Origin of the sequence: Tepidiphilus margaritifer DSM 15129 (assembly GCF_000425565.1) — a bacterium.
GTDB classification, from domain to species: domain Bacteria; phylum Pseudomonadota; class Gammaproteobacteria; order Burkholderiales; family Rhodocyclaceae; genus Tepidiphilus; species Tepidiphilus margaritifer.
Window position 1 is genome coordinate 55,742 of the sequence record NZ_KE384397.1, and the last position, 22,087, is coordinate 77,828.

Genomic DNA, 22,087 nt, shown 5'->3' on the forward strand with positions numbered 1-22,087 from the left:
GGAATCTCCGTGGAGCTCAGGCGAGCGGGAACATCTCTTTGTAGCGGCCGTCGTGCATCCAGCGCGCGTGCTTGGGCGCTTTCTTCGTCTTCGACCACTCTTCCAGCATTTCCCATTTCACTGCGTCGAGTGCCTCGAGCATGCCGGGCCGCAGGGTGTTGCAGGCGAGCTCGATCCGGTGCCCGTTCGGGTCGAAGAAGTAGATGGACTGGAAGAGGGCATGATCGACCGGGCCGATCACTTCGATACCGTCGGCTTCGAGGCGCTCCTTCGCCGCGAGCAGATCGTCCATCGAGGCGACTTCGAGCGCGAGATGCTGCGTCCACGCCGGCGTGTTCGGATCCCGGCCCATCGGTGGACGGGTGGGCAGCTCGAAGAAGGCGAGCACGTTGCCGTTGCCGGCATCGAGAAAGATGTGCATGTACGGATCCGGCTCTTTGGTCGAGGGGACCTGGTCTTCGGCGATCGACAGGATCAGTTTCATGCCGAGGTATTTTTCATACCAGCGGGCGGTTTCGAGGGCGTCCTTGCAGCGGTAGGCGGCGTGGTGGATTTTCTGGATGAGTGCCATGGTGTCTTCCTCCGTGTGGGGCCGGATGACTCCTCCGGCCATCAGTCATGCTTGCATTGTATTGCCGAAAAACTTATAGTATCAACGGTTTTTTTCGATTGATTTATCGGACGCGACGATGAATGTCACCCTGCGCCAGTTGCGCGCCTTTCTCGCGGTCGCGCGATTCGGCAGTTTCACCGTCGCCGCCGAACATCTGTACACCACGCAGTCGGCCCTGAGCGGGTCGATCAAGGAGCTGGAGAACTCGCTGGGCGTGCAGCTCTTCGACCGCAGCACGCGGCGGGTGCAGCTCACCGAAGTGGGGCGGGAACTCTATCCGCTGGTGGAAAAGATCCTCGCCGATCTGGACGCCGTGCTGCACGAGGTGACCACGCTCAAGGCGCTCAGGCGCGGCATCGTGCGTATCGCCGCGCCACAGCTGATGGCGGCCACCCTGCTGCCGGACGTGCTCGCGAGTTTCATGCGCGCATTTCCCCACGTGACGATCCGGCTCATCGATTGCGGCGTGGAGTCGGTGCCGTCGTGCGTGCTCTCGGGGGAAGCCGATCTGGGGATCGGGCCGGAGCGGGACGTGCCCGGCGAGATCGGAGCCGAACTGCTTTTCGCGCAGCCCTTTCACGTTGTCTTCCCGCCGGGTCATCCGCTCGCAGCGCAGGAGGCGGTGCCTTGGCGGCGACTGGCGGAGTTTCCCCTCATCACCCTGCAGGGGCAATTCACGGAAAAGCTTTCGCGGGATCTGCACGAGGCGGTGCGCGACCTCGACCTGCATCCGGATACGACCGTGGCATTCATGTCGACGGCGCTCGGCATGGTGTCGATCGGTCTGGGGGTGACGATCTGCGTCTCCTATGCCGAGCCGATGGTGCGCCGCTATGGCCTGGAAATGCGGCGCCTGACCGAGCCGGACGTGCATCGCCGGTTCTTCGTCTTCACGCGACACGGCCGGGCGCTGTCTCCGGCCGCCGAGGCGTTCCACATCCATCTGCGGCGCTTCGTCGGCAACGGCACCGCGGCCAGGGTGTAGCCCCGGCCGCGCCTCAGCCGCCCACGACGTCTTCGCGCGCGAGACGGATCGCCTCGCGCAGCAGATCGACGTCGCCGACGTGGTTGGCGAGCAGCAGCACGAGGCGGGCGTTCACCAGAGCGCTCTGTTCCTCGTCGAGGTCGCGGTGCGCCTCGATGAGCGCCTCGTAGAAAGCATCGCCCGCTTCATACCCGTAGAAAGTGCGGGTACGGGGTTCGCGGAAATTGTATTCCAGAGTGATCATCATCCTCTCCTCCTCTCTTGCATTCAGGCACGCTGACCGCTGGCACGGCGCAGCGCGGCCTCGATCGCGGCAGGGTCGAAGCGGCGCCAGCGGGCGGCGACGTGCTGATCGGGGCGAACGAGATAAACGGTGCCCGGTTGCAGGTCGTAGCGCTCGCGCACTCTCCCCTTGACGTCGTGCAGGGTCTCGATGCCGCCGGGCGCGCCACCCTCGCGGGCGATGACGATAGGCTCGACGGGAATCGCCCCACGGCGCAGGGCGGCGAGCCCTTCGGCGGTGGCGGCATCGAGCGCGGCCGCATCGTCGAGCGCGATCATGAGCCGGAATCCCTGACCGAAGTGCGGCAGCAGCCAGGGCGAGCCGCCGCCGGCAGCGGCCACGGGGGCATCGTCCATCGGCGCGCCGGGCACCATGCGGCCGGCAAAGGCGTCGGCATCGGGCGTATTGAGGGGGGAGTCGACATAGAACGAGGGCACCGACAGCCGGCCGGAATTGACCAGCCCCCGGGCGAAGGGGTGGTGCCGGGCCAGACCGAGCACGGCATTGCGGAACGTCTTGCTGACGTTGCCCTTGGGGGTGATGAAGTCGGTCGAGCGCGTGGAGTTGCGGATGTTCTCGTCGGCGGCGTAGGTGCGCTCGTCGCTATAGGTATCGAGCAGGGCCGCGGGCGCCTTGCCCTGCATCACCAGTTCGAGCTTCCATCCGAGGTTGTCGACGTCCTGGATGCCGGAATTGGCGCCACGCGCCCCGAAGGGCGAGACCTGGTGCGCCGAATCGCCGACGAAGAGCACGCGCCCATGGTTGAAGCGCTTCATGCGGCGGCACTGGAAGGTGTAGACGCTCACCCATTCGAGCTCGAATTCGCGGTCGTCACCGAGCATGGCGCGGATGCGGGGGATGACGCGCTCGGGTTTCTTCTCTTCCTCCGGATCGGCGTCCCAGCCGAGCTGGAAGTCGATGCGCCACACGTCGTCGGCCTGGCGGTGCAGCAATACGGACTGACCGGGGTGAAACGGCGGGTCGAACCAGAACCAGCGCTCCGGCGGGAAGTCGGCCTTCATGACGACGTCGGCGATGAGGAACCGGTCCATGAAGATCTTGCCTTCGATGTCCAGGCCGAGCATGCGCCGGATGGGACTGCGCGCACCGTCGGCGGCGATCAGCCAGTCGCAGGACAGGGCATAGGCCCCGGCGGGCGTCTCGACGCGCACCGTGACGGCGTCTTCGCCGGGCGTGACACCGATCACGGTGCTCTTCCAGCGCAGATCGATGTTGGGTAGCTCGCGGGCGCGGTCGATCAGGTATTCTTCGAGATAGTATTGCTGCAGGTTCACCATGCCGGGACGGTGATGATCGGGCTCCGGTACCAGGTTGAAGCGAAAGACTTCCTCGTCGCGGAAGAAAGTGCGGCCGACGTTCCACGACACGCCTTTTTGCACCACGCGCTCGCCCACGCCGTAGCGGTCGAGGATCTCGAGGGCACGCTTGGCGTAGCACACGCCGCGCGAGCCGATGCTCACGGTGTCGTCTTCGTCGAGCAGCACCACCGGGATGTTGCGCTGCGCGAGGTCGATGGCGGCGCTCAGGCCCACCGGCCCGGCACCGACCACGATCACCGGCACGTGCCGGGTTTGCGGGGAATCCAGCTCGGCTGGACGCACGAACGGGAACTTGGGATACTGATAGGTCTTCAGCACGGTTTCCTCCTCCTTTGGCGTGGTCTTCGCCCTCGTCTCTCGCGGGCGCGGCTGCGTGGCCGCGCCTCTGCTTTTCCCGTTTCAGCCTTCTTGCAGCGCGTGCCACATCTGCCGGTCACGCTCGGCGGTCCAGATGCGCGGATCGCGGATGCCGCTCGCCTCGTCATAGGCACGGGTGACATCGAACGGCAGGCAATGCTCGTAGATGAAGACGTGGCCGAACTTCGGGTCCATCACGCTGCGGGTGTATTCCATGGTTTTCTTGAGATCGTAGCCGCGCGCCACCGCCTCCTGGGCGCAGCGATAGAGCGTGGTGACGAAGTCGCGCGTGTATTGGAACCCCGCGCGCACCGCCGCCTCGTCCTTGAGCGCCGGCCCGCGCCCCGGCACCACCTTGGCCGGCTGCAGCGCTTCGAGCCGATCCAGGGTGGCCGGCCAGTCGGCAAGGTAGGCATCGCCCGTATAGCAGGCGGCTTCGGCTTCGATCAGGTCGCCGGAGAAGAGCACGCGCTCCTGCGGCAGCCAGACCGCCGTGTCCCCCTTGGTGTGCCCGGCGCCCGGGTGCAGGATGCGCACTTCGAGCGAACCCATCCACAGGGTGATTTCTTCCTTGAAGGTGAGCGTGGGCCAGGTGAGCCCGGGGATGCTCTCCACCGCGCGAAAGAGCCGGGGAAAACGTCCGATCTCGGATTCCATGTCCTGCTGGCCGCGCTCGCGGATGAGCTCGTAGGTGGGGTAGCTGGCGATGATGTGCTCCAGCCCCTCGTCGCGATAGCCGGAAGCGCCGAGCACGCGCACCGCATGGTAGTGCGTGAGCACGACGTATTTGATCGGCTTGTCGGTGACTTCGCGCACCTTGGCGATCACCGATTTGGCCATCACGGGGGTGGCGGTGGCATCGATGATCATCACCGAGTCGTCGCCGATCACCACGCCGGTGTTGGGGTCACCTTCGGCGGTGTAGGCCCAGGCGTGTTCGGAGAGGCGTTCGAACGAAACCGGTTTCTCTTCGAGGTCGGCCACCGAGGCAAAGGCTTTGGCATTCATGGATCGCTCCTCCTGTCGATGCGTTTTATCTTGGCACGTGATTCATCATGTGTCAATCGATTCGTTCATGGTGAATTTCGATCATGCCAACGTTTCGGGCTATGATTGATGCCCGAAGCGCGTTTGACTACACGAGATCCGCATGGAACGAAACGAACCCCTCGCGCCGGAGAACGGCGTGCGCGAGCGCCGCGGCATCCAGTCGATCGAGGTCGGCGGGGCGCTGCTCGCCGCACTGGAAGCGCATGGTGCGCCGATGATGCTGCGCGATCTGGCCGCAGCTGCCGGCATGTCCCCGGCCAAGGCCCACCCTTATCTGGTGAGCTTCGGCAAACTCGGCCTGGTGGAGCAGGATCCGCTCACCGGTCGCTACAAACTGGGCCCCTTCGCCCTGCGCCTGGGGCTCACCGCCTTGCAGGGTCTCAATCCGCTGCGTGCGGCCGTGGAAGTCTCCGCCCGCCTCGCCGACGAGACCGAACAGAACGTAGCCATCGCCGTGTGGGGCAACGTCGGCGCCACGGTGGTGGCCATCGAGGAATCGGCCCGCGCCATCCACGTGAACATGCGCCCCGGCACCGTGATGGGGCTGCTCACCACCGCCACCGGCCGCGTCTTCGCCGCCTATCTTCCTGCGCGCCTCACCCGCCCGCTCATCGAGCGCGAGCTCGAACGCCTCTCGGGCGGGCGCGAGCCTTTGCGTCTGTCGCGGTCCTTCGTCAACGAGACGCTCGAAGAAGTGCGCCGCCACGGCATGGCGCGCGTGCTCGGCCATCCGATCCCGGGCATCAATGCCTTCTCCGCCCCCGTGTTCGACGCCTTCGGGCATCTGACGCTGGCGCTCACCATGCTCGGCCCGGAGAGCCGTTTCGACGCTTCCTGGGAAGGGCCGCTCGCTCAGGCCATGCGCCGCGCCGTCGCCGACATCACCGCGCGCATCGGCGGCAAACCGCCTCAGTCCGAAGAGACCTCCGGAGCGGCGCCAGGCAAGGAGCCCGCCGCATGAGCCCCACCTACGACTTCGACTCCGCTCCCGACCGCTCAACGATCCCCGGCGAGAAATGGGGGCGCTACGCCGGGCGCGACGTGATTCCCATGTGGGTGGCCGACATGGACTTCGCCGTCGCGCCCGAGATCCGTGAGGCCCTGGCGCGCCGGCTCGCGCACCCGGTGTATGGCTACACCGACCCTTGGCCTTCGCTCGTGGAAGCGGTGTGTGCCGGAATCGAGCGCGATCATGGCTGGACGGTCGCCCCCGAATGGCTCGTGTGGCTGCCGGGGGTGATCCCGGGCTTTCACTTCGGCTGCGCCGTCGCCCCGGGCGAGGCCATCGTCACGCACACGCCGGTCTATCCGCCTTTCCTCGCCGCGCCGGCCAACGTCGGCAAACGCCTGCGCGCGGTCGATCTGGTGTGCGCCGAGGGGCGCTGGGTGCACGACGAGGCGGCCATGGCCGCGGCCCTCGCACCGGGCGACGTCGGCGCCTTGCTGCTCTGCCACCCGCACAATCCCACGGGGCGGCTGTGGGACGAAAAAGAACTGGCCTGGCTGGCCGAACTCGCGCTTGCCCACGACGCGATCCTGGTGAGTGACGACATCCACGCCGGTCTGGTGCTCACGCGCAAGCGGCGCCACCGCCCCATCGCCACGCTGGCCCCCGAAGTGGCCGCGCGCACGATCACCCTCTTCGCCCCTTCCAAGACGTGGAACGTTCCTGCGCTGCAATGCGCCTTCGCCGTGATTCCGGACGAGGCGCTGCGTGCGCGTTACCGCCGGGCGCTGCGCGGGCGCATCCCCTCTTCGCCCAATCTCTTCGGTCTGGTCGCCGCAGAGGCGGCCTACCGCGACGGCTGGGCCTGGCGCGAGGCGCTCCTCGAGTATGTACGCGCAAATGCGGCGTTTGCCCTGGAAGCGATCCGGGCGCTGGATGTGCCGGTGGCCGAGCCGGAAGCGACCTATCTCTTGTGGATCGACGTGCGCAGCCTGGGGCTCGAGGATGCGGCAGCGCACTTCGAGGCACATGGCCTGGGGCTTTCCGATGGCGCGGCCTTTGGCGCCCCCGGATTCGTGCGCATGAATCTCGGCTGCCCGCGCTCGCGCCTCGCCGAGGGGCTGCGGCGCTTTGCCCGGGCGGTCGAGGCCGCGCGCCGACGGCCATGAGCCTCGCACCGGAGGTCGTGCTCGGCGGCGCCGCTCAAGGCTGCCTCTACGGCCTGACGGCGCTCTCCCTCGCCTTCCTCTACCGCGCCACCGGCGTACTCTCCTTCATGCAGGGCGAGGCGATGGCCGCCGGCGCCTATGTGGCGGTGGGGCTCGTCGCACTGGGCGCGCCGCTCGCGCTCGCCGCCCTCGGGGCGATCACCGCCGGCTACGCTTTCGGGACGCTGGCGGCGCGCTTCGCCCTCGAACCGGTGCGTGCGCGTGCGCCCTGGGTGGCGACGCTCGCCACCTTCGGCTTGGGGCTCGCGCTGCGCGGCGTACTCCTGAGCCTGCCGGCCGCCACGCAGGGCTGGTATCGCTTCGACTGGGTGGGCGAGGGGCGCTGGCTGGGGCTGGCGGCGCGCCAATGGGCGGTGATGCTCGCCGCCGCCGGCGTGGCCGCGGCCTTTGCCCTGCTGCTCCGGGGCACTACCTGGGGGCGGCGCGTGCGCGCGAGCGCCGAGGATGCCGTAACCGCCGAACGGCTCGGCATCGACGTCGCCCGGCTGCGACGGCAAGCCTGGGGCGTGGGCACGGCGCTCGCCGTGGCCGCGGGGCTTGCATCCGCCCCGGTCACCTTCGTGCATCCCGATCTGGGCAGCCTCGCGCTCAACGCCTTCCCCGCCGCCGTCCTGGGAGGCATGAAACCGGGCCCCACGGTGCTCGCCGCGGGCGTGGCGCTCGGCGTGATCGAGGCGATCGCCGCCTGGCAACTTCCGCCCGGCGGCAAGGAGCTCTTGCTGCAGCTCGTGCTCATCGCCGCCTTGCTCGCCCTGCCGCGGGAGCGCGCGGCGGCGCCATGAGCCGTTTTCTTCCGCCTCCGCGCCAGCGCGGGCTGCTGCTTGCGGCCCTCCTCGTGTTCGCCGTGGGTGCGCTCGGATCGAGCGGCGGAGCGCGCTATTTCGCCCATCTGCTCGCGCTCGCGGCCGCCATGGCCACGGCCGCCCTGGGGCTCGCCCTGGTCCACGGGCGCGCCGGCCAGGTCTGCCTCGGGCAAGGGGCAGCGATGGCCGCCGGCGCCTACACCTGGGCCGCGCTCGCCCCTCAGTCGCTGCCGCTCGCACTCGTGGCCGCCGCCGCGGCCGGGGCGTTGGCCGGGGCCGCCATGGCGCTGCCGGCGCGCCGCCTCTCGGGCCTGCCGCTCGCGCTCGCAAGCATGGCTTGTGCCGTCATCGCCGAAGTGCTGGCGATGCGTGCCGTCGCCTTCACCGGCGGCACCGCCGGCCGTTTCGTCGCCCCGCCGCCGCTGAGCGCCTTCGACGAAGCCGGCACGGCACTCGTCTTCTCCACGCTGTGCCTCGGCCTGGCCGTGCTGCTGCTCTATCGGCTCGATCGCGCCACGCTCGGGCGCGCCTGGCGCGCGCTCGCCCAGGCGCCGGAGGCGGCGCTCGCCCTCGGCCTGGACGTGGGCGGTCTGCGGCGGCTCGCCTTCGTCGCCGCCGGCCTGTGCGGCGGCCTGGGCGGGGCAGCCTACGCGCAGACGCTGGGTTTCATCAGCCCGGAGCAGTTTGGCCTGCCCCTCTCCTTCGAACTCCTCGTCATCGCCTTCCTCGGCGGCCTGCGCCGTCCGGCCGGGATCGTGCTGGCGAGCCTTGCCTTCGTCGCCCTGCCCGAACTCGCCGATCGCCTGCGCCCGCTCGTCGGTGAACTCGGCGGCTGGAACCCTCTGGTGTTGGGACTGGCCGTCGTCTTCGTCACAGTTTTCCGTAAAATGAACTAAAATCGCAGATATTCAAAGAAATTTGGCGAAAATAATGCGCATCCTTGTCCTCGTCACCATGCTCCTTGCCTTGGTCACGACCCCGGTTCGCGCCGAACGGGTGCTCACCGTCGGGGCGCTGCTCGATCTCTCGGGGCCGGCGGCGCTCCTGGGCGTGCCGGTTAAAAACGGCATGGAGATGCGTTTCGCCGAAGCGAACGCACGCGGCGAACTGCCGGGAATCACCCTGAAACTACTGGCCGAGGACACCGGCTACGATCCCAAGCGGGCCATCCTCGCGGCGCGCAAGCTCATCGACCGCGACGGCGCGATCGCCTTTCTCTCGAACCTGGGCACGCCGGTGGTGCTGGCGACGATGCCCGAGATCCTGCGCCGCGAGCGGCTGCATCTCTTCCCCTTCTCGCCGCACGAAGCCACCTACGCGCCGCTGCACCCCCTGAAATTCCAGATCTACGCGCCCTATCGCAGCTACATGGACCCCGCCGTGCGCGCCGTGTTGCGCCGTCACCCCCAGGTGCGGCGCGTGTGTACCCTGGTGCAGGACGACGAATTCGGCGAGGAAGTGAGCGCCGGCGTGCGCGCCGGGCTCGAGCGCGCGGGGCTTCCCCTCACCCGAGAAGCGCGGCACGCGCGCGGCGCCACCGACTTCACCGGCCAGATCGCCCGCTTGCGCGAGGCGGGCTGCGAACTCGTGGCACTGGGCACGCTGGTGCGCGAAACCGTCGCCATCCTGCGCACCGCCGACGAGATGGGCTGGAAACCGCTCTTCCTCACCTCGGCCTCGGCCTATTCGGATCAGACGCACGCCCTGGGCGGGGCCGCCGTCGAGGGGCTCTACGGCGTCACCAACCCCATCCGCATCCCCTATCGCGAGGGCGCCTCGCCCGAGCTGCTCGCCTGGCTCGACGCCTACCGCGACCGCTACGGAACGGAAGCCAACGTCTGGTCGGCCATGGGCTACGTCGCCGCCGAACTCCTGGTACGCGCCATCGCCACGGCGGCCGAACCCACGCCGGCGGCGATCGCCCAAGCGCTCGAACGGCTCGATTATCCCGGAGACCTATTCGGCAGCCCGCGCTACCGATTCTCGCCCACCGAGCATCTCGGTCAGCGCACGGGCGGCGAGCTCACCCGCATCGAGCACGGACGCTGGGTATCGCTGGAGCGCCTGGACGAACCCGCTAATGCCGCCGCCGGAACGTCTCCATGAAATCGGCGAGCGCCTCGACCGCCTCCAGCGTCACCGCGTTGTAGAGCGAGGCGCGGATGCCGCCCAGCGCACGGTGTCCGGCCAGCCCCGAAAAACCCGCACGCTTCGCCTCGTCGAGAAAAGCCGCGCGCAGCGCTTCGCTCGGCAGGTCGAAGACCACGTTCATGAGCGAACGATCCTCGCGCCGCGCCCGCGGACGGTAGAATCCGTCGCTCGCATCGAGCACGCCGTAGAGGCGCTCGGCCTTGGCGCGGTTGATCGCCGCCATCGCCTCGAGCCCGCCGATCTCGTCCATGAGCCAGCGCAGCACCAGCAGCACGGCATAGATGGCAAACACCGGCGGCGTGTTGAGGATCGAATGCGCCTTGGCCTGCGCACGGTAGTCCAGCATGGCCGGCAAGCCCTCGGGCGCGCGCTCGAGCACCGCCTCGCGCACCAGCACCACCGTCACCCCCGCCGGGCCGAGATTCTTCTGCGCATGGGCATAGATGAGCGCGTAGCGTCCGGCATCGAACGGACGCGAGAGAAAATCCGACGACATGTCGGCCACCCGCGGCACCTCCTCGAGCCCCACCAGGCGGTGGAACTGCAACCCCTCCACCGTCTCGTTGGTCACCACGTGCAGATAGGGCGCGCGCGGATCGAAGACGAGTTCATCGTCGTCCGGCAGCCGGCGGAACCCCTCGGCCTCGCCGCTCCACACCACCCGCACCGGCGCGACCTTCCTCGCTTCGGCGATCGCCTTGCCGCTCCAATACCCCGCGTGCAGGTACTCGGCCGGCACGTCGGCACCCCGCGCGAGCGCGAGCGGCACCATGGCAAACTGCAGCGTGCCGCCGCCCTGCAGCAGCAGGACATGAAAATCCGGCGGCAGCGCGAGCAACGCCTCGAGGCGCGCCTCCACTTCCGCCACCACCGCCGCGAACCAGTCCGAACGATGGCTGATGCCCAGCACCGACAACCCCACCTCCGGCACGGCGATCATCGCCTCCTTGAGCTGCAGCAGCACCGTTTCGGGCAACGCCCCCGGCCCGCCGGAGAAATTGCGCGCGTTCGCCGACAGCGTCATGCCCTCTCCTCCAGACGGCCGCGCACCCAGCGGATGAACGCTTCGCGCAGCGGTGCGATCCCCTCGCGCCGGTAGGCGAATTCCGCCCCCGGTTCCATCGCGTGCGCCACCATCGCCGGATCGGCCTCGAAGATCAGCAACCGCCCGTCGGCCGTCTCGGCCAGATCCACGCAGCAATAATCGAGCCCCAGCCGTTCGGATAGCGCCGAGAACGCCGGCGCGTGCCGGTGGGCGAATGCGGCAAACGTGCGAAAGAACGCCGCCTCCTGCGCCCGCTTGGCGGCATCGCCGTACATGCCGGCATTGACGTAATGCACCATCCAGTACTCCGACACCGCCAGGTGCACCGGAAAAACCCGTCCTCCGACCAGAGCCACGCGAATCTTGCGAAAGCGCCCGTCCGGCCCGGCATAATCGACGTAGCGCGTGAGAAAGAACTCCCCCTCCGGCTGCGCCGCCAGATACGCGGCAAGCGCCTCGCCCGTATCGATGCGCGCCAAGCCATGCCCGCCCTGCGAATCGGGCGGACGCAGCAGAAAAGGTGGCGCCTCCAGCCCCTGCGGCCAAGCTCCGACCGCGGCCGCCTCCAGGAGCGGGCGCGGCACGCGCCGGGTCGGCGGCATGAGCACCCCCGGCACGTCCGCAAGCAGCTGGCTGAGGCTGGCGCGCTCCGTGCGCACGATCGCCGCCGGCGGATTCAGCACCGGGCGTGGCCAGGCGGCGAGCCGCTCCTGCAGCACCGCGAGCACCGGCAGCGCCGCCTCGCTCACCCCCATCGTCAGCATCAGCGCGTCGTGCTCGGGCAGAGCCTCGGCCAGTGGCGCCGCGGGATCGACGAAATGCACCAGCAGCTGCAGTCCCTGCCCCTCGAGCAGGCAGTCGAGCGGCGTATTCGCCGACAGCAACCCCGGCATCGCCAGCAGCAGCAGCCGCGGCGCCGACCCGCCCGGCCCCGGCAGGGCATAAGTACGGGCGCGCGCCAACGCCTCGCGCTGGGCCGCGAGCGCCGTCGGCGTCTGCCCCAGACACAAGAGCGCCGTGGCGAGGTTCATCCACGCCGCCGCCGTATCCTCCCGCCCGGCCCGATCGAGCCACTGCCGGGCGAGCGCCGCCAGATCGCCGTCCCCCAGGCTCGCGCGCAGAAAAGGGGCCAGGCCGAGATAGCCTGATTGGGGTTCAGGCACTCTTCTCCTCCCACTCGAGCATCACTCGCTTGCGCGCGAGCCCCCACCGAAACCCCCGCAGGCTGCCACGGGCATCGAGCACGCGATGGCAAGGGATGAGCCAGGCCACGGGATTGGCCCCCAGCGCCTGCCCCACGGCGCGCGCCAGCTGCGGCCGCCCCAGCCGCTCGGCCAGCATCCCGTAAGAGAGGGTTTGCCCCGCCTCGGTCTGCCGCAGCGCGCGCCAGATCAACCCGCGAAAAGGCGTGCCCTCCACCACCACCGGCAGGTCCCGCGCGAGAAAGCGCGCCTCCAGCGCCGCACATTCATCCGCGGCAAGCGGCGCCCACACGCTCCACGGCCAGCGCGCGCGCCACGCCTCCCACCGCGCCTGCGGCGCCTCGCCCTCTTCCAGAAACTCCGCGCGGCACACCCCTTGCGGCGTGAGCGCGAGCAGGATCGCGCCGAACGGCGAGCCGATCACCCCATAGCGCAGAGGCACGCCGGCATGGCACTGCCGGAACGCCGCGGGGGAAAGGCAGAGAAACGCCGGATCGGGTGCGTTCATCGAGTGTTCCTTGGGAATGGACTCAGTGGCGATAGACCGCATCGCGCTATTTCCCAAATACCCAAGCGTAGGCCCTGTGGCTCGCGCGAGCTCGTCGAGTCTGCTTTTCCAAGTCTTCCGGCAGGCGGATGGCGAACATGATCGGTTCCTTTGCTTGTGCAATACATATAGCACGAGGAACGCAATCCTGCCGCCGCGCGTTATGGTTTTTCCTTTCCTCTGAACAGACACGCGACGTCCTCGTCGTGTTCGTCGATGCGCTCCGAGACCTCGAATTTACCTTTGGCCACGCCGAGGCGACGCATGTTCCCCTTGGCGTGTTCGATCGAAGCATCCGCCGCCCGTTCCAGCAGCCGCCGCAGCGGTTGCGGCACACCCAGCGCCAGCGCCTCGGGCGGTGCAAGGCAGCGCGCCTCTTCTCCCCATGCCGCGGCGGGTTCCGCTGCCCGCGGCGTTTCGGGCAGGTAGCGCGTCACGGTGATCTTCAGGGTGAAATGCGTCAGCCGATGGGTGAGCCGCGCGATCTCCCCGGCGGTGCGCCAGCGGCCCGGCGGCGCCTCGTCCGCTGACGGCAGGCACCACAAACCGCCCCAAATGCCCTGCGGCGCGCGGCGCACGAGCCAGACCGCCCCGTCCTCCTCGTACCAGCCCCAGCGCACGTCCTGCTCCGGCACCGGCGCGCGTGCCCGTTTTCTCGGCAGCTGTGCCGCGATCCCCAAGCGATGCGCGGCGCAGAGTTCGGTCACCGGGCACAGGTCGCACCGCGGCCGCGCCCGGGTACACACCAGCGCCCCCAGGTCCATCATGCCCTGGGTGTAGGCAGGCATGTCGTCGGGGTCGCGCGGCAGCAGGGCGTGGGCGACATCCCACAGACGGCGTACCGTCTGCGCCGCGCGCGGATCTGCTTCCACGGCGAAGAGGCGGCACAGCACCCGCTGCACGTTCCCGTCGAGGATCGGCACCCGCTCGCGCTGCACGAACGCCGCGATCGCCGCCGCCGTCGAGCGCCCCACGCCCGGCAACTGCGCCCATTCCTGCGCCCCCTGAGGGCAGGTACCCGGCCAGCGCGCCACCCACAGACGGGCGGCCGCGTGCAGGTGGCGCGCGCGGGCGTAGTAGCCAAGCCCGCTCCACAACGCCAGCACCTCGTCGAGCGGCGCTGCCGCCAAGGTCTCCACCGTGGGGAAACGCGCCACGAAGCGGGCGAAATACGGCAGCACGGTGCGGACTTGCGTCTGCTGCAGCATCACTTCGGAGAGCCACACGCGGTAGGGGTCATCGCCCTGCCAGGGCAAGTCGTGCCGGCCGCAGCTCTGCTGCCAGTCGACCAGGCGGGCGGCGAACGTCGCGGCAAGGCCGTCGGTGCGGGAATTTTCAGGAAGGAAAGGAATCTCTTGGCCTGTCATCGTTTCTGCGATACATTCTCGTTTCGGCATCATGCACCCGGCACATGCCGGACAAGAGGTTCACCAAGATGGATTCGACCACGACCGTTTCTCCGCCCTCCGGTCTGGATGCGCGGCAGCTGCGCCGCACCTTGGGCCAGTTCGCCACGGGCATCGCCGTGCTGACCACGCGCGCGCCCGAAGGGGCACCTCTGGGTCTGACCATCAATTCGTTCAACTCGGTCTCGCTCGAGCCGCCGCTCGTCGTCTTCAGCCTGGCGCGGCGCCTGAGCCTGCTGCCGTGGTTCGAGGAAGCGTCCCACTTCGGCATTTCGCTCCTCTCCGCCGGGCAGCGCGCGCTGTCGGACCGCTTCGCCGGCCCGGCGCAAGACCGCTTCGCCGGCGTGGAATGGTTTCCCGGACCGTTCGGCTCGCCCCTGCTCGTCGGGGCCTGCGCCCACTTCGAATGCCGCAACGCGATACGCCACGACGGCGGCGACCACCTGCTGTTCCTGGCCGAAGTATGCCACCACGCCGCCTTCGCCCGCGAGCCCCTCGTCTTCTTTGGCGGCACCTACCGGGAACTCGCCCCGTAGACGCAAAAACCCGGCAGGGGCCGGGCCTGCAGGAAACCATGGAGCGGGTAATTGGAAACAAGACCGCACACACCGACCAACTATAAACTGTCAGTCAGTGTACCAGGCCATGCCCGCTTGACGACACATGCGTGCCCATAGTTGCCTTTCAACGGCCACTGGAAGCCATTGACCGGTCGCCATCCTCACTGATTCGATAGCAAGGAGAACTGCTACATGGTAGCATTTTCCGAAATGCTACCCGACGAACCTGGCATGTGACATAAGGATAGAGATGAGCTTTCGTACCGCAGAACCCGCTCTGAAAGATGTACTGGATGGCATTGCAGCAGGGCATATCCAGCTCCCCGACTTCCAGCGTGGATGGGTCTGGGATGACAACCATATCCGCTCGCTGATCGCCAGCCTTTCTTTGTCCTATCCGATTGGCGCCGTGATGTTTCTGGAAGCAGGCGGAGTACCATTCAAGCCTCGCCTGTTCGCTGGCGTAAACTTGCAGCCAGCACCGCCCCCAAAGACCTTGGTTCTCGATGGTCAACAACGATTGACTTCTATGTATCTTGCATTGCGAAGCGGCCAACCTGTACCGACGCGCTCGGAAAAAGGCGCGAACATTCACCGCCTGTATTTCCTTGACATGGCAAAATGTCTGGACGAATCGGCAGATCGTGAAGAAGCCGTTCTCTCGGTTCCCGAGACATTAAAAGTCACGTCCGACTTCGGCCGCAAGGTTGATTTGGACGTCAGTACTCCAGACTTGCAGTACAGCCAACGGCTCTTTCCCGTGGCGTTGCTGTTCGACCTCCAAGGATTCATGGAATGGGAAAGCGGCTTCAGCGCCTATCATCAGTTCGCGGCAGAAGCCATGCAGTTTATGCAAAGGTTCCGCAACGAAATATGGCTACGCTTCCAGCAATTCAAGGTCCCCGCCATTGAGCTGTCCCAGGATACGCCACGTGAAGCCGTGTGTCAGGTCTTCGAGAAAGTCAATACCGGTGGCGTGACGTTGACCGTTTTCGAGCTAATGACAGCTACATTCGCGGCCGATGAATTCAACCTGCGTGACGACTGGGAGAACCGGAGGGATCGTCTGACTGCCCAGCATGACGTACTCAAGGCAGTGGACGGCACAAGTTTTCTTACTGCCGTGACGCTTCTGGCCAGCTATCGGCGGCACAAGGCGCAGGGCACACCCATCAGCTGCAAGCGCGCTGACGTGCTAAGACTGTCGCTAACGGATTTCAAGGCACTCGGACCCGCCCTAGAGCAAGGATTCAAGCGAGCGGCTGAGTTGCTGGCGGAAGAAAAGATCTTCGACGACCGAAGCCTTCCCTATGCTACGCAGCTCATACCGTTGTCGGCCATCTGCGCACATCTGGCCGACCGCACCACGCAACACGGCGTCAAACAGAAGTTGCTGCGCTGGTACTGGAGCGGTGTTCTGGGCGAACTCTACGGCGGTGCCAATGAGACCCGTTTCGTCATGGACATCCAGGATGTTGTCGCGTGGGTAGACGGCGGCGGCGAACCTCGCACTATGCGTGATGCCAACTTCGCGCCAACGCGGTTACTTTCCCTGCAAAGCCGCCTCGCCGCGGCCTACAAAGGGCTGGCCGCCTTGCTCATGAAACACGGCGGCCGGGATTTCGTCAGCGGTACGCCCATTGACATCAATACGTACTTCAACAACGCAATCGACATCCACCACATCTTCCCCCGAGCCTGGTGCGAGAAGCAAAAACTACCCAGGGAGAAGTGGAACAGCGTGGTCAACAAGACTCCCCTAGCGGCAAGCACCAACCGGTTCATCAGCGGCGATGCGCCCAGCGTGTACCTCGCCCGTATCCAGAAAGTCAAACAGGTCGCCCCAGCAATTCTGGATGAATTATTGACTTCGCATGTGATCCCGGTGCAGGCTCTCCGGTCGGACGACTTCGATACGTTCATCTGCCAACGTGCCGCCGCACTGTTGAATCTAATTGAACAAGCCATGGGCAAAGCCATTCCCGGACGCGATAGCGAAGAAACCGTCAAGGCTTTTGGTAGGGAACTCTTGGTGTGAAATCGACACAACCCGCCGGTAATCCGCGACCGCGAAGGGGTGTGAAGCAAGTCGAAGTGGAGCGGGTGATGGGAATCGAACCCACGTTCTCAGCTTGGGAAGCTGATGTTCTACCATTGAACTACACCCGCGCAGCCGGCGAATTATAGCCGAGCGCGGGCGATCGGCGCAAGCTCGATCAAAGGTTTGTGGACATGCGACGATTGATTTCGTCTTCCAGCGCGTGCAGCCGCTCGATGAGCGCCTCGAACGCCCAGGGCGCACCGTAGAACATCTGCGCATCCCGCATTGCCTGATAATCTCGCCGCAGCGCCCCGAGAAGGGGCTCGGGCGGAACGAGGCGCAATTCCCCCGCAATACAGCGTTCGTAACGGCTGTGGCCGCTGCGGTAGAACGTGGCTTTGAGGCGCACGACGTCCCGTAGCAAGTCAATGTCCTGCAGGGCCTGTCGGCCGATCTCATGCTCGGCCAAGCAAGCCAGATCATACCAATGGCGCGAGAGCCGCTCGGCTCCAGCCCGGATCAGCGGCCGGTGGCATTCGACGTGGATCAGGGTGGCTTTTTCCCAAAAGGTACGCACTGCCGACAACACCGCCACCTGCGCCCGCGGCAGATCGAGGCCGGGGACATATTCCGCGATATCGGGCACGATCGTCTGGGGTGCTTGCGGCCAGGTCGAGTTGCGGCCACCGAACTCGATCAAGATGCTCGGGCGCACATAAGCATCCGCCTTCTCGACGGCGCTAGGATAAAACACCCACAGTTTCTCGGCATCTTCGCTCAGCCGAAAAGAAAGAGGATGGCCGGGCAATGACGCCGCGAGCGCCGACTGCAACGCGGGCAACAGCTCGTCGCGCACGTGCGCCTCGAGCGCCGCTTTCAAGGCATCCGACAACTTGCGGCGCTGGCTGTTGGTGGCGACCGATTCCAGGTCGGGCGCGTCCGTGACCAGGCTACGGTAGTCGATCGTGACATCGATGTCTTCCGAAAAGCGCTCGATGACCTTGTAGACCTTGGAGAGCGATGTTCCGCCCTTGAAGGCCATGGGTTTGCGGCATGGCAGCCGAAAAAGGATGCCGAGCACCTGGCACAGCCAGAGATCCTTTTCGAGGATCTCGGCGCGGCGCCCCATCCGCGACGCCAAGGACCGCAGCAGGTCGGCCTGCTCGTCAAACGACAGCGCAAAGTACGATTCAGCCATGCGATGGTGCGCTGCGTTCTTCGTAGCGGCGCAGCGCTTCGACCATCCAGGCTGGCATCGAAGACTTGGCACGGCGCAGCGCCTCGAACTCGTCGGGCGGCAGCCTGGCGGCAATCTGCTCAATGGTATCCGGACTCACGTGCGCTCGCCCGAGATACCACAAGGCAGCCAAGGCTTGACCTGCCGGACGCCCGGCAAGCACCAGCTTGCGCGCCGCCACGCGCTGCAATCGCACGCGCAGATTGCCCAGGCGCACGGTGCGCGAAGAGCCTGTCGTATAGAAAACGGGCTGAGCCGGGACCTGCGTGCTGAACCCAAAACGCCGTGCGGCTTCGGCCCCATGGACTTCGATGGGGGCGCCTTCGGCCACCACATTCGCCACCGCCTCGGGCGAGGGCATGCTCTTGAGACCGAACCGGCTTACCTGTGGAACGACGTAGAGCCCACGACCGATACGCTCGATCACCCCTTGCCGGGTCAAACGCATCAGCGTCTGGTCGATGGCCGCGCGCGACCCCAAGCCCGCGAACAGGGCGGGAGTGAAAGGCTCTCCTGCAGGCTGGGCAGCAATACGCTCACGGATGGCTTGTGCGGTGCTCATGGCGACGAATCTCTTTGTGTTAGAAAAAATAGCAAAATATCCAACAAAAAGCAATCGTGCGGAAAGTCCATACCTCCAGTCGGCCGTGCTACACTTTTCACCATGTCTGCCGAAATTCCCCCAACCCTCACCTGCCGCGTGAATGGCGAGCTCCTCTCCCTGCCCGCCGGCACGACCCTTGCCGACCTGCTGCGCGAACGCGGCTGGGCAGGCAAGCGCGTCGCCGTCGAGCGCAACGGCGAGATCGTCCCCCGCAGCCTGTATGCCCAGACCGCCATCGCCGAAGGCGACGCGATCGAAGTCGTGGTCGCCGTGGGCGGCGGCTGAACCTCCTCTCCCCGACCATCATGACCGAACCCGACGATACCGACTTCCTCACGCTCGGCGCCCGCCGCTTCCGCTCCCGCCTGCTGGTAGGCACCGGCAAATACCGCGACTTCGCCCAGACGCGCGCGGCGATCGAGGCTTCCGGCGCCGAGATCGTCACCGTGGCGATCCGCCGCATCAATCTCGGCCAGAACCCGGACGAACCCAATCTGCTCGACTACCTCCCGCCCGAGCGCTTCACCCTATTGCCCAACACCGCCGGCTGCTACACGGCCGAAGAAGCCGTGCGCACGCTGCGGCTCGCGCGTGAGCTCCTCGATGGCCACACCCTGGTCAAACTCGAAGTGCTGGGCGATGCCGAAACGCTCTATCCCAACATGCCCGAAACGCTCAAGGCCGCCGAGCGACTCGTGACCGAGGGGTTCGAGGTCATGGTGTATTGTTCCGACGACCCCATCCAGGCACAGCTGCTCGAAGAAATGGGCTGCGTGGCCATCATGCCGCTCGCCTCGCTCATCGGCTCGGGCATGGGTATCCTCAATCCTTGGAACCTGCGCCTCATCCTGGAGCGCATCCGCGTGCCGGTGATCGTCGACGCGGGCGTGGGCACGGCCTCCGATGCGGCGATCGCCATGGAACTCGGCTGCGACGGCGTGCTCACCAACACCGCCATCGCCCAGGCCCGCGATCCGATACGCATGGCGCGTGCCATGCGCCTGGCAGTCGAATCGGGGCGCGAAGCCTGGCGCGCCGGGCGCATGCCGCGCAAGTTTTACTCCGCCGACCCGAGCTCGCCGCTCACCGGCGTCATCGGCAGGCCCACGCCATGACGGAGGCCCCCAACGCAGAGCGCGGGCATCTATCGACCCGCAGCATCCGCACCTTCGTGCTGCGCCAGGGGCGGCTCACGGAAGCGCAGCGCCGCGCCCTCGACACCCTGCTGCCGCGCTGGGGCCTCCCTTATCGCCCCGAGCCCCTCGACGCGCCGAGCGTCTTCGGTCGCAGCGCCCCGCTCGTACTCGAAATCGGCTCGGGGATGGGTGAGACCACGGCCAAGATCGCTGCGGCCAACCCCGGCACCGATTTCCTCGCCGTGGAGGTGCACGGCCCCGGCGTGGGCAATCTCCTCAACCTCATCGAGACCCAGGGGCTCACCAACCTGCGCGTCATCCAGCACGACGCACTCGAAGTGCTCGAGCACATGATCGCTCCTGGCATGCTCGCCGGCATCCACCTCTTCTTCCCCGATCCCTGGCCGAAGAAGCGCCACCACAAGCGTCGCATCGTCCAGCCCGGTTTCGTTGCGCTGGCCGCCGAACGGCTCACCCCCGGCGGCTACCTGCACTGCGCCACCGACTGGCAGGACTACGCCGAATGGATGCAGGAAGTGCTCTCGGCCGAACCCCGTCTGGAATCAATCCATCCCGACCCCACCGAGCGGCCGTCCTGGCGCCCCGAGACCAAGTTCGAGCGCCGTGGCCGCGCCCTGGGACACGGCGTGTGGGATTTCGTCTATCGCCGCCGCGTAGAAACGACATGATGTTTTGGCCAGGAGTCCATTCATGAATGTTCGCCCCCTGCGCGCCCTGTGGCGGGCGCTGCGCTGGCTGATCCTGCTGCCGCTGCGCCTCGTCGAACTGCTCGGACGGCTCGCGATCGGCCTCGTGGTGCTCGTTTTTCTCGTGGCGCTCTTCGTCAGCCAATGGGAACCGGCGCTCAAACTGCCGCCGCGCTTCGTACTCACGCTCGCACTCGACGGCGACCTCGTCGAGCAACCGCCACTGCCCGATGGCCTGCGCTCGCTGCGCTCGTTCGAAGAGGGCGAAGGCCCCATCGTGCTGCGCGACGTACTCGATGCCCTCGAGCGCGCCCGCACGGACGATCGCGTGCTCGCGGTGGCGCTCGATCTCAGCCGCCTGGGCAAAGCCTCGCTCGCCCAGATCGAAGAGCTGCGTGGGGCGATCGCCCGGCTGCGCCAAGCCGGCAAGCCGGTTCATGCCTACGGCGACGCGCTGCCGCAAAAAGCCTACTATCTCGCCGCCGCGGCGCAGGAAGTCACGCTCGATCCCGAGGGCATGGTGCTCTTGCCCGGCGTGGCCGTCACCCAGAATTATTTCCGCGACGCGTTCGACCGCCTCGGAGTACGGGTGCACGCCTTCCGCGTGGGCAAGCACAAATCCTTCGTCGAACCCTTCACGCGCAACGACATGTCGCCCGAAGAGCGCGACGTCACCCAGGATCTGATCGGCGGCATCTGGCAGCGCCTACTCGACGACCTCGTCCGCGATCGTTCGCTCACACCCGCGGTGTTGCGCCGCTACAGCGAGCGCTACGACGAGGTGCTCGCCGCGCATGGAGGAGATTCGGCCAAGGCAGCCCAGGCCGAGCGCCTCGTCGATCAGCTCAAGAGCTACGAAGACTGGCACGATGGGCTCCTCGAACAGTATGGGCACGAAGGCGACAAAGCCGAAGACGTCGCGTTCGACGACTACCTGCGGGCCACGACCCCCGCCCTGCCCTCGGCCACGACCCCGGTGGTGGCCATCCTGCCGATTCAGGGTACCCTCATCGACGGGCCGCCGCGTGACGGGCTCGCCGCGGCCGACAGCATCGTCGACCGACTCGACGACGCCGCCGACGACGAAACCATCAAGGCCGTGGTCCTGCGCCTCGACACCCCCGGCGGCAGCGCCTTCGCCGCCGAACGCATCCGCCGTGCCGTGCTGCGCGTCAAGGAAGCCGGCAAACCCGTGATCGTTTCCATGAGCGGCACGGCCGCCTCCGGCGGCTACTGGATCGCCTCGGCCGCCGACGAGATCTTCGCCGACCGCTTCACCCTCACCGGCTCCATCGGCATTTTCGCCCTCTTCCCGGAAGTAACGGGACTGCTCGACAAACTCTCCGTGCATACCGACGGCGTCAGGACCGGGCCCTTCGCCGACGGGTTGGACCCCCGGGTACCGCTCGCCGATCCCGTGGCCCGCGCCGTGCAGGCCGAAATCGGACACGGCTATCGCCGATTCCTTGCGGTGGTGTCCGAAGGGCGCAAGATCCCGGAAACCGAAGTCGAGCCGATCGCCCAGGGGCGCGTCTGGCTCGGCGAAACGGGGCAAAAACTCGGCCTGGTCGACACCCTCGGAGGACTGGACGCGGCCCTCGATCGCGCCCGCGAACGCGCCAAGCTCCCGCAGGCACCGGTACGCTGGCTGCTGCCGCCACTCTCCGCCCGTGACGTGCTGATGAAACTGCTCTTCGAAGGGCGCAGCGACGAGTTCGACAGCCGCCTGCAAGCTCTGGGCTTGCTCCCGCCGGGCGTCTCGCTCGCCGAACCGCGCCGCCTGCTCTCCTCTTTCACCGACCGCCGCGGCCTCTATGCCCATTGTCTGTGCGCCGCACCTTGAGG

General features: G+C 67.0%; 22 protein-coding genes and 1 tRNA gene. 12 read left to right on the plus strand and 11 right to left on the minus strand.

Going from position 1 to position 22,087, the window contains the following annotated elements:
- Nucleotides 1–16: 16 nt before the first annotated feature.
- Complete coding sequence (locus H607_RS0108920; protein ID WP_028875150.1) at nucleotides 17–571, minus strand: VOC family protein; 555 nt, start codon at nucleotides 569–571, stop codon at nucleotides 17–19.
- A gap of 118 nt (nucleotides 572–689) precedes the next feature.
- Between H607_RS0108920 and H607_RS12400 the strand changes: the two genes are divergently transcribed.
- Nucleotides 690–1,598, plus strand: a complete 909-nt coding sequence (locus H607_RS12400; protein ID WP_037990199.1) for a LysR family transcriptional regulator — start codon at nucleotides 690–692, stop codon at nucleotides 1,596–1,598.
- 13 nt (nucleotides 1,599–1,611) lie between these two features.
- Here H607_RS12400 and H607_RS0108930 read toward each other — a convergent pair whose 3' ends face one another.
- The 3 genes from H607_RS0108930 to H607_RS0108940 form a co-directional block, all read right to left on the minus strand.
- Nucleotides 1,612–1,845: a DUF2783 domain-containing protein gene (locus H607_RS0108930; RefSeq protein ID WP_028875151.1), complete on the minus strand. Its 234-nt coding sequence runs from the start codon at nucleotides 1,843–1,845 to the stop codon at nucleotides 1,612–1,614.
- Between the two features lie 20 nt (nucleotides 1,846–1,865).
- Nucleotides 1,866–3,539 carry an FAD-dependent oxidoreductase gene (locus tag H607_RS0108935; RefSeq protein ID WP_028875152.1) on the minus strand — a complete coding sequence of 558 codons (1,674 nt, stop codon included), beginning with the start codon at nucleotides 3,537–3,539 and terminating at the stop codon, nucleotides 1,866–1,868.
- Between the two features lie 81 nt (nucleotides 3,540–3,620).
- Entirely contained in the window at nucleotides 3,621–4,586 is a 966-nt protein-coding gene (locus H607_RS0108940; protein WP_028875153.1) for an MBL fold metallo-hydrolase, read from the minus strand.
- Between the two features lie 142 nt (nucleotides 4,587–4,728).
- On the opposite strand from H607_RS0108940, the gene H607_RS12405 reads away from it, so the two are divergent.
- Genes H607_RS12405 through H607_RS12415 form a run of 5 tightly spaced genes read left to right on the plus strand, consistent with a single transcriptional unit; the run spans nucleotide 4,729 to nucleotide 9,712 of the window.
- On the plus strand, nucleotides 4,729–5,589 hold the full coding sequence (locus tag H607_RS12405; RefSeq protein WP_051240792.1) for an IclR family transcriptional regulator: 861 nt from the start codon (nucleotides 4,729–4,731) through the stop codon (nucleotides 5,587–5,589).
- Nucleotides 5,586–6,743 (plus strand): MalY/PatB family protein, encoded by a 1,158-nt coding sequence (locus tag H607_RS0108955; protein ID WP_028875155.1) that lies wholly within the window; start codon nucleotides 5,586–5,588, stop codon nucleotides 6,741–6,743. The genes H607_RS12405 and H607_RS0108955 overlap by 4 nt, the downstream gene beginning before the upstream one ends.
- Nucleotides 6,740–7,585 carry a branched-chain amino acid ABC transporter permease gene (locus H607_RS0108960; protein ID WP_028875156.1) on the plus strand — a complete coding sequence of 282 codons (846 nt, stop codon included), beginning with the start codon at nucleotides 6,740–6,742 and terminating at the stop codon, nucleotides 7,583–7,585. Before H607_RS0108955 ends, H607_RS0108960 begins: the two co-directional genes overlap by 4 nt.
- The gene (locus tag H607_RS12410) at nucleotides 7,582–8,502 is read left to right on the plus strand and encodes a branched-chain amino acid ABC transporter permease (RefSeq protein ID WP_051240793.1); all 921 of its coding nucleotides are present in this window, start codon (nucleotides 7,582–7,584) and stop codon (nucleotides 8,500–8,502) included. The genes H607_RS0108960 and H607_RS12410 overlap by 4 nt, the downstream gene beginning before the upstream one ends.
- A gap of 34 nt (nucleotides 8,503–8,536) precedes the next feature.
- Entirely contained in the window at nucleotides 8,537–9,712 is a 1,176-nt protein-coding gene (locus tag H607_RS12415; protein WP_051240794.1) for an ABC transporter substrate-binding protein, read from the plus strand.
- Here H607_RS12415 and H607_RS0108975 read toward each other — a convergent pair.
- From H607_RS0108975 to mutY, 4 genes are all read right to left on the minus strand, one after another.
- The gene (locus tag H607_RS0108975; protein WP_028875157.1) at nucleotides 9,684–10,781 is read right to left on the minus strand and encodes a phosphoserine transaminase; all 1,098 of its coding nucleotides are present in this window, start codon (nucleotides 10,779–10,781) and stop codon (nucleotides 9,684–9,686) included. The two genes, H607_RS12415 and H607_RS0108975, sit on opposite strands and share 29 nt — an antisense overlap.
- Entirely contained in the window at nucleotides 10,778–11,965 is a 1,188-nt protein-coding gene (locus tag H607_RS0108980; RefSeq protein WP_028875158.1) for an ATP-grasp domain-containing protein, read from the minus strand. The genes H607_RS0108975 and H607_RS0108980 overlap by 4 nt, the downstream gene beginning before the upstream one ends.
- A complete protein-coding gene (locus tag H607_RS12420) occupies nucleotides 11,958–12,512 on the minus strand; it encodes a methylated-DNA--[protein]-cysteine S-methyltransferase (protein WP_051240795.1) in 555 nt (184 codons plus the stop codon). Before H607_RS12420 ends, H607_RS0108980 begins: the two co-directional genes overlap by 8 nt.
- Before the next feature lie 200 nt (nucleotides 12,513–12,712).
- Nucleotides 12,713–13,918: an A/G-specific adenine glycosylase gene (gene mutY / locus H607_RS12425; RefSeq protein ID WP_083962006.1), complete on the minus strand. Its 1,206-nt coding sequence runs from the start codon at nucleotides 13,916–13,918 to the stop codon at nucleotides 12,713–12,715.
- Between the two features lie 68 nt (nucleotides 13,919–13,986).
- On the opposite strand from mutY, the gene H607_RS0109000 reads away from it, so the two are divergent.
- Complete coding sequence (locus tag H607_RS0109000) at nucleotides 13,987–14,493, plus strand: flavin reductase family protein (RefSeq protein WP_037990344.1); 507 nt, start codon at nucleotides 13,987–13,989, stop codon at nucleotides 14,491–14,493.
- Nucleotides 14,494–14,767: 274 nt separating this feature from the next.
- Complete coding sequence (locus H607_RS0109005; RefSeq protein ID WP_028875160.1) at nucleotides 14,768–16,555, plus strand: GmrSD restriction endonuclease domain-containing protein; 1,788 nt, start codon at nucleotides 14,768–14,770, stop codon at nucleotides 16,553–16,555.
- A gap of 57 nt (nucleotides 16,556–16,612) precedes the next feature.
- Here the strand turns inward: H607_RS0109005 and H607_RS0109010 are convergent.
- The 3 genes from H607_RS0109010 to H607_RS0109020 all read right to left on the minus strand — a co-directional run bounded on the left by H607_RS0109010 (nucleotide 16,613) and on the right by H607_RS0109020 (nucleotide 18,357).
- A tRNA-Gly gene (locus H607_RS0109010) sits at nucleotides 16,613–16,686 on the minus strand.
- 47 nt (nucleotides 16,687–16,733) lie between these two features.
- Nucleotides 16,734–17,756, minus strand: coding sequence for a nucleotidyl transferase AbiEii/AbiGii toxin family protein (locus H607_RS0109015; protein WP_028875161.1), 1,023 nt, complete (start codon nucleotides 17,754–17,756; stop codon nucleotides 16,734–16,736).
- Nucleotides 17,749–18,357, minus strand: coding sequence for a DUF6088 family protein (locus H607_RS0109020; protein ID WP_028875162.1), 609 nt, complete (start codon nucleotides 18,355–18,357; stop codon nucleotides 17,749–17,751). The genes H607_RS0109015 and H607_RS0109020 overlap by 8 nt, the downstream gene beginning before the upstream one ends.
- Nucleotides 18,358–18,459: 102 nt before the next feature.
- On the opposite strand from H607_RS0109020, the gene thiS reads away from it, so the two are divergent.
- The 4 genes from thiS to sppA are packed head-to-tail and all read left to right on the plus strand — an operon-like array spanning nucleotide 18,460 to nucleotide 22,085.
- The gene (thiS, locus tag H607_RS0109025) at nucleotides 18,460–18,684 is read left to right on the plus strand and encodes a sulfur carrier protein ThiS (protein WP_051240796.1); all 225 of its coding nucleotides are present in this window, start codon (nucleotides 18,460–18,462) and stop codon (nucleotides 18,682–18,684) included.
- Nucleotides 18,685–18,704: 20 nt separating this feature from the next.
- The gene (locus H607_RS0109030) at nucleotides 18,705–19,514 is read left to right on the plus strand and encodes a thiazole synthase (RefSeq protein ID WP_028875164.1); all 810 of its coding nucleotides are present in this window, start codon (nucleotides 18,705–18,707) and stop codon (nucleotides 19,512–19,514) included.
- Complete coding sequence (gene trmB, locus H607_RS12430; protein ID WP_051240797.1) at nucleotides 19,511–20,224, plus strand: tRNA (guanosine(46)-N7)-methyltransferase TrmB; 714 nt, start codon at nucleotides 19,511–19,513, stop codon at nucleotides 20,222–20,224. Before H607_RS0109030 ends, trmB begins: the two co-directional genes overlap by 4 nt.
- A gap of 22 nt (nucleotides 20,225–20,246) precedes the next feature.
- The gene (sppA, locus tag H607_RS0109040) at nucleotides 20,247–22,085 is read left to right on the plus strand and encodes a signal peptide peptidase SppA (RefSeq protein WP_037990207.1); all 1,839 of its coding nucleotides are present in this window, start codon (nucleotides 20,247–20,249) and stop codon (nucleotides 22,083–22,085) included.
- Nucleotides 22,086–22,087 lie beyond the last annotated feature (2 nt).